The sequence below is a fragment of the Paramuribaculum intestinale genome (assembly GCF_003024925.1).
In the GTDB taxonomy this organism is placed as follows: Bacteria; Bacteroidota; Bacteroidia; order Bacteroidales; family Muribaculaceae; genus Paramuribaculum; species Paramuribaculum intestinale.
Genome location: NZ_PUED01000144.1, coordinates 1 through 6,069, shown reverse-complemented (window position 1 = coordinate 6,069; position 6,069 = coordinate 1). Strand labels below are relative to the sequence as shown.

General features: G+C 48.5%; 7 protein-coding genes. 2 read left to right on the top strand and 5 right to left on the bottom strand.

Annotated features, from left to right (window positions below; translation table 11 throughout):
• Window positions 1-365: 365 nt before the first annotated feature.
• Complete coding sequence (locus tag C5O24_RS10035; protein ID WP_107035682.1) at window positions 366-758, top strand: hypothetical protein; 393 nt, start codon at window positions 366-368, stop codon at window positions 756-758.
• A gap of 159 nt (window positions 759-917) precedes the next feature.
• On the opposite strand, the gene C5O24_RS10030 is transcribed toward C5O24_RS10035, so the two are convergent.
• From C5O24_RS10030 to C5O24_RS10010, 5 genes are read right to left on the bottom strand one after another with little or no spacing between them, the layout of a single operon-like run.
• Window positions 918-1,136, bottom strand: a complete 219-nt coding sequence (locus C5O24_RS10030; protein WP_107035683.1) for a DUF3873 domain-containing protein — start codon at window positions 1,134-1,136, stop codon at window positions 918-920.
• A gap of 13 nt (window positions 1,137-1,149) precedes the next feature.
• On the bottom strand, window positions 1,150-1,407 hold the full coding sequence (locus tag C5O24_RS10025) for a DUF8466 domain-containing protein (protein WP_107035684.1): 258 nt from the start codon (window positions 1,405-1,407) through the stop codon (window positions 1,150-1,152).
• Between the two features lie 53 nt (window positions 1,408-1,460).
• Window positions 1,461-2,792 (bottom strand): PcfJ domain-containing protein, encoded by a 1,332-nt coding sequence (locus C5O24_RS10020; RefSeq protein WP_107035685.1) that lies wholly within the window; start codon window positions 2,790-2,792, stop codon window positions 1,461-1,463.
• A gap of 12 nt (window positions 2,793-2,804) precedes the next feature.
• Window positions 2,805-3,242 (bottom strand): PcfK-like family protein, encoded by a 438-nt coding sequence (locus C5O24_RS10015; RefSeq protein ID WP_107035686.1) that lies wholly within the window; start codon window positions 3,240-3,242, stop codon window positions 2,805-2,807.
• Window positions 3,243-3,254: 12 nt separating this feature from the next.
• Window positions 3,255-3,491 (bottom strand): hypothetical protein, encoded by a 237-nt coding sequence (locus C5O24_RS10010; RefSeq protein ID WP_107681776.1) that lies wholly within the window; start codon window positions 3,489-3,491, stop codon window positions 3,255-3,257.
• A 982-nt stretch (window positions 3,492-4,473) separates the two neighbouring features.
• On the opposite strand from C5O24_RS10010, the gene C5O24_RS09995 reads away from it, so the two are divergent.
• Window positions 4,474-5,856 carry a tetratricopeptide repeat protein gene (locus C5O24_RS09995; protein WP_107035689.1) on the top strand — a complete coding sequence of 461 codons (1,383 nt, stop codon included), beginning with the start codon at window positions 4,474-4,476 and terminating at the stop codon, window positions 5,854-5,856.
• The last annotated feature ends 213 nt before the right edge of the window (window positions 5,857-6,069 follow it).

Below are 6,069 nucleotides of genomic sequence, written 5' to 3'. Positions count from 1 at the left end.
TTTATGATTGTTGTTATACTTGGCTCAATTTGTTTGACTTGACTGTTGTCAATTTATATTAATTTCCGTTTTGCAATTTATCTTGTCCACCGTTAATCAAATTCACTGAGTTTTTCCATTAGATTCAGAGACAAAGTGTATTCAGGAAAAATCCTTCGACATATCCCGGAAAACTATTTCACTGAGATTGACATACCGTCTGAAGCTCCCGAAAAATGCCTCGCCACCCGTAAGGATTCTACACTGATTATAGTCTGGTGCAACCTGTTTGCTGACGACAAAAAGGTGTGCGAGACAGTCAAAACAATACTAACGGCTGAAAAATGAACGTCTGTAACATTGTGATAGTAAACCGCCAATCCTAAATGATTAAACGGAGATACAAATTCAACATAATCGACCACCTGCATTACATGATAGGTCAAGACCGGCTGCACAATGTGATGCCTAAATGGCAGTTCTCGCCCCTTGATGCTGCTATTGCCGTATTCATCATGTGGCCGATGTTGGGTCTCTGTCTGATTATGCCAAACGACGAGATGCAGATTGCGTGGCTTGTGATAACCGTATCGGCTTACCTTTACGGTGAGCCACGATGGGAAAAATCCCGTTTCACTCCTGCGCGGGAGAGAGCCTACTACCGTCGCTATCCCAACAGAAAAAATAATTGCAGTGTATGGCTGCTTATAGGGATTAACATTGCGATGGTGATGGTATCCTGTTCACTCTGCCTATGGTTTATCACAACTATTAGATGAATGAGGTCTTTAGGAAAATCGGACATCCTTTATGATTTCATAACATCAGATTAGGCCCAATCGCCGCCTGTGGCGGCCGAAATTTGGTGAAAATCAGTGGCGCAACTCTATCACAGGGTCGCGCCACTTGGGAATATTACGATTTGGCAAGTTGGTTCTTTAAGCATTGCTTTTCTTGGCGAGCCATTCGTCACGCTTGTGTCTGCACTCCGCAAGTGTGGGGGCTACACAAGAAAACAGCTCGTTGTCGGTATCTCGGTAGTCGTACATCACACGGCTTATTTGCTTGCCACGATGGGCAAAGTAGAAAGTTTCGTATTGTTCAGTGCCGGGAGCGGTGGTTGTGCTCACTCCGTTAGCGGTCATTTTCGTTGCCATATTAATCAATGTTTTAGAAATTCACAATCATCATTCGCTGGTCGAATGTCTTTGCAGGGTCGCTGACAAGGCGTTGCTTTACCCAAAAGTGGTGTTTGCCGTAGCCATATAGGAAAAACTTGTTGAGGTCGGTACGCTCGGCGCATACGGCTACGGTTTCCCTCAGTTCGGTTTCATTGCGTGTCAGCAATATGCGGTTTATGAGGTCAAGCACAACCGCTCTTATCTTATCGTCAAAGTCAAATATCAGACTTTCAATCGTCACGTTCATATTTGGTGGGTGTTGTGACCTGCGCCATTGCTGACGCAGGTCGGGTTAAACATTCAGGCGGTCATTCTCTTGCGGATTAACTTGGCGTTGCTGTTGACAAGGTTGATTATGCGGTCGTGGTATTCGGTGTCCTTGTTGTATTTGCCGTGGCACTGCACCACTTTGAGGGTACGCAAGTCAACCTCTACGGTTTCAATTATTTCTCCGTCAATCCTTGCTGAAAGAATGAGAGTGTTCTCCTTGCGGTAATATCCCGCTCCGAACACGCAGATGTCCTGCTTCCTGCCTTCCTCATAGTATTCATCTATGCTTTCAAGCACTTTGATTGTCAACTCGTTGTCAGTGATTACCAATCCGAAGAACTTGGATTTTAGAGCGATAAACTTTTCTTTATCCTCTTCTGCTTTGAGTAGGCGTTGCTGTTCACGCTCACGCCTTTCTATCTCGTATCGCCGTGCTCTTTCTGCACTTTCCTTTGCTCGTTTGGCATTGATACGTCGTGTCATAACATCGTGTGCGTCTTTGAGGTCTTGGGGGCAGATGTTTTTGGGATTGCGAATATCCTCTCCCAAATCGTTCAGCATACGGATATAGTCACACCACATTGAGATGTTATCGAGGGTGTACCCATGACGCTTTGCAATTTTGTAGGAGTTCCAACAGATGTTGCAAGTGCTTGGATTGGAGAGGAAATATTTCATTACCTCTACATCTCCGGCCTTCATCATAGTTTCAGCCATTGGATTGGAGAGCAACACGGCAATAAGACGGATTGGATTTATGCCATAAAACTTGCCGTCAAATCCGTTGCGGATTGCTTGCGGCAGCACTTTGTAACGGGGATACATCAACGTTTGTGCGCTCACATAGTCGTATGTGTCGGATTTTGAACGTACCTCCAGTGTGCTATCCCATACCCAAAGGTCGTAATACATAAATCCCATACCTCTGCGGAGTGCCACGACTGTAGATGTTCCATTGGGTGCTATCCATTGCTGCATAACCTCCAAAAGATAGAAACGGCAGGGTTCTCCTTTACGGCTCTCAAACTTAGCCATAGCCACACGATATACTTGATAGCCTCGGCAGGTGGTGAGATAACCGATATATGATATTCGCTTGTAGGTGCGCTTGCGACTTTCCTCTACTTTGAGTTCCGCTCCGCAGTGGGGGCAACGGCAACCGAAAAGCGTGTCGGAAAGTGCGCCCTCATCGCTGTGCCATTCGTGACCACAGTCGGGGCAGGTGATATAGCCTTTCTTGGTGCGGTAGGCGATATGTTCAACGCCATTCTTATAAGCCCATTCCGTTTGAGCCGGAGTAAGTTTGGGCAGAGTTACCGATAGTCTTGCTACCTCTTTCTGTATCTTGGTCTTGGGTTTCATAGCAGTGCGGTGTTAAAAGTCAAAAAGACTTGGTTGAACATCTTGGGTTTTCTTCTCGGTGGCTTTCTTGGGTTGGATAGGCTTGCGCAGTTTTGCCATTTCCTCTTGGCGCAGACGTTCTATCGCGTCCTGTCGTGCCTGTTCCTTTTCTTCCTCGGTCAACTCTACCGTATGGTTGACGACAACTTTGCAGTTGATTGGATTACCCACCTCAATCTCATCTTCTTCGTAAAAATGGGTAGCCATTCCGAAAATCTCATCATCGGTAAATCCGTTGCAACCGCTTTTCTTGACCTCGTTGATTATAAAGGTCGCGCAGTCTTCCACTGACTTTGAGGGGTTTGCGAACTTGACGGCGAAAAGCGCGTCACTCTCGGCTCTCTTTTCAAGGTAGTGGCGGATAGTGTCCGCAAACGCCATAGTACCTTTGTTTTCATTCTTGCTTGCCATAGTCGTAATATTTTAGAGTGTCATTAACCAATAGATGATAGCCAACATCGTGAAGGCTGATATGAGCCAACCGATAGCCTTGAATATCCTGCCGATAAACCAACCGAACAATAATCCTATCATTGCTCCGATGAATATTACTATCATCTTGACCACCTTTGCAACCGCTATGCTTATGCGGTATGGATAGGAGGTTTGGTGAGCTTTGCCTCGACCTGAAGAATCTTTATGTTGTCTTGTGGCTTTCATATCGGTGGGTGCTTTTTTTTATCCTTATGCGTCTAAGGACAGTGTGGTAGTATGAGTTGCTCGACACCCCAAAGACGTATGGCGACAAAAAGGAATGTTCGTGGCAAGACGTAAAAATACTACCTCAGCCCCGGCGAGTGTGGAGATTTTTCCGGATTGACACGAATGTTCCTCAGCCATACGTTCCAACCGGCGAGCAACTCCTACTCAACCCACTTGCCCCGGAACGCAAAAACAAAAATGGCATCCCCGATATAACAGGAAAGCCACTTGACAACATAATGAACTGTGCCGCCATTCAATCACAGAATGACAAGACTATGAACAACTGCAATGTAACAAACAATATCATATCATGGAAAAGGAAACATGAATTACGGAAGTAATCCCGACAAAGGGCAATGTCCGGCATTTATTCAAGGCGGAGAGCAGCGAAGCCGTAGGAGATATGATGGTCTTTGCCCTCGTGGATTACAACCTTGCCGGATATGGAATGACTGCGGGAGCCGGGAGATGATAGTCAGCCTCCGGCTGCACATCGTAGGCGATGCTGACATTCGATGTCCGGCATACGGTATGCAAAACAATTTCCAGAAACAATCCGGCCAGTTGCTTGTATAAGTCAAAATAAAGAGGTATCTTTGTCGTGATGAAAAGCCACGCAAGAGTGTGATAATGGAAATATATTAAGGGAGTGTTGATGAAAAACTGAAAAAAATCGACTTCCACCGGCAGAAAATCGGTCAATTCAAGACAAATAAAAATAGTTAACGCATCTTAAATAAATCAAATTGATTTCTAACGAGTTGCCACCATTATCCCATTCAGTACGAATTTAGTACAAACACAGATTTCCCTCCCTCTGATATTCAGCTCCTTATTGTGTATATCACAAAAAATCTGTAATTTTGCGATATGACAGCCGACACGACGGCTGCCCGGGTGCGCCGCACCTGCTGACAATGAAAGATACCATACAGCTGTGAAAAGATTTTTTATCGCAATATTACTGGCCGCGGGCGCCACTATCGGACTGAACGCCCAGACACTTGCTGAGGCTGAAAGCCTGTTTGAACAGGGCGAATACGCCGAAGCACTCCCGACTTTGCTCGAAGAGGCCAAAGCCAAACCGCGCAATGCCGCTCTGCAACATAAAGCCGGAACAGCACTGCTGCGCACCGGTCATCCGGCCGAGGCACGACCATACCTTGCCAAAGGCACCAACGACTCGCGAATAGGTCTGGCCGAGATAGCGTTTCTCGAATATGACTTCGATGGAGCCGACGAGCATCTCGACGATTACGAGAGCAGGCTAAAACGCGGTCGGCGCAAAGCCGCCGAGCCGTCGCCCGAAGTCGAAAGCCTGCGCGAACGCATCGAACGCGGCCGCAACATGATGGAGCGCGTGGAACAGCTGACCGTCATAGACAGCACTGCCATAGGACGCGACGACTTCTTCCGCATCTACCGTCTGTCGAAAGCCGCCGGACGCATAGCGGGAGCCGAGTCGCTTCCGCAAGGAGCACGCGCCATTGCCGACCTGCCCGCATTCATTACAGAGGACGGCCGCACAGCCATCTGGTCGGCTGCCGATGAGAACGAAAACTATACATTGACGCAGAGCACCCGCCTCGACGACGGATCGTGGGACGAACCGCAGCTGCTCGGCGAGGGTCTCGGCGAGGGTGGTGACGCTGCATATCCGTTTCTGATGAGCGACGGAGTGACCCTCTACTTCGCCAATGACGGAGAGAATTCGCTCGGAGGATACGATATATTCATGACCCGCAACAACGGCGAGGAGTATCTGCAGCCACAAAACATCGGCATGCCGTATAACTCGCCATATGACGACTACATGCTGGCTATCGACGAGGAGTCGGGCATCGGATGGTGGGCCACCGACCGCAACCGCCTGGGCGACTCGATCACCATCTACAGGTTTATTCCACGCGAGATGCGTGTCAACTACCCTGCCGATACCGCAGGACTCGCCAGACTGGCTATAATAAGCGATTTCCGCGCCACTCAACAGCCCGGAGCCGACTACTCGGGTCTGCTCGCACGCGCGTCAGACAACGGCGACTCCGGCCGATCCACGGCCTTCACCATAGCCATAGGCTCAAAGATCTACCATGATCTCAACGATTTCCGTACAAGCCGTGGCCGCACACTCATGACACAGATCATAGGCACACGTCATAAACTCGACCGCACACTGACCGATCTCGAAGCCTTGCGTCGCCGCTATGCCGCAGGCGAAAAGACCCTATCACGGCAGATACTTGACTCGGAGGCGACGGCCGGATCCCTGCGGAGAGAGATCAGACATCTGACCGACCAACTCGCCGAAGCCGAAAAATAAGCTCCGGGGAAGAGCCGACAGACACAAACCGGTGCCTGACACACTGACGATCAAAACAATTCAAACCTGATTTCAAATTATCAATAACGAACTATATTAAAAACCAAATAAAATGAGGCAAAAATTACATCCACCTTAGATTATTTGAGAATGGTCTTGCCGCAGTCCGCTCTTGGGGGCGGTTTAGGCCGCCCCCGCCGCTCGGGCATCCCC

What these genes read in the sequence shown, in the direction of transcription:
- C5O24_RS10035 (WP_107035682.1), top strand. Translation starts at nt 366, where the DNA reads ATGATTAAACGGAGATACAAATTCAACATAATCGACCACCTGCATTAC.
- C5O24_RS10030 (WP_107035683.1), bottom strand. Translation starts at nt 1,136, where the DNA reads ATGGCAACGAAAATGACCGCTAACGGAGTGAGCACAACCACCGCTCCC.
- C5O24_RS10025 (WP_107035684.1), bottom strand. Translation starts at nt 1,407, where the DNA reads ATGAACGTGACGATTGAAAGTCTGATATTTGACTTTGACGATAAGATA.
- C5O24_RS10020 (WP_107035685.1), bottom strand. Translation starts at nt 2,792, where the DNA reads ATGAAACCCAAGACCAAGATACAGAAAGAGGTAGCAAGACTATCGGTA.
- C5O24_RS10015 (WP_107035686.1), bottom strand. Translation starts at nt 3,242, where the DNA reads ATGGCAAGCAAGAATGAAAACAAAGGTACTATGGCGTTTGCGGACACT.
- C5O24_RS10010 (WP_107681776.1), bottom strand. Translation starts at nt 3,491, where the DNA reads ATGAAAGCCACAAGACAACATAAAGATTCTTCAGGTCGAGGCAAAGCT.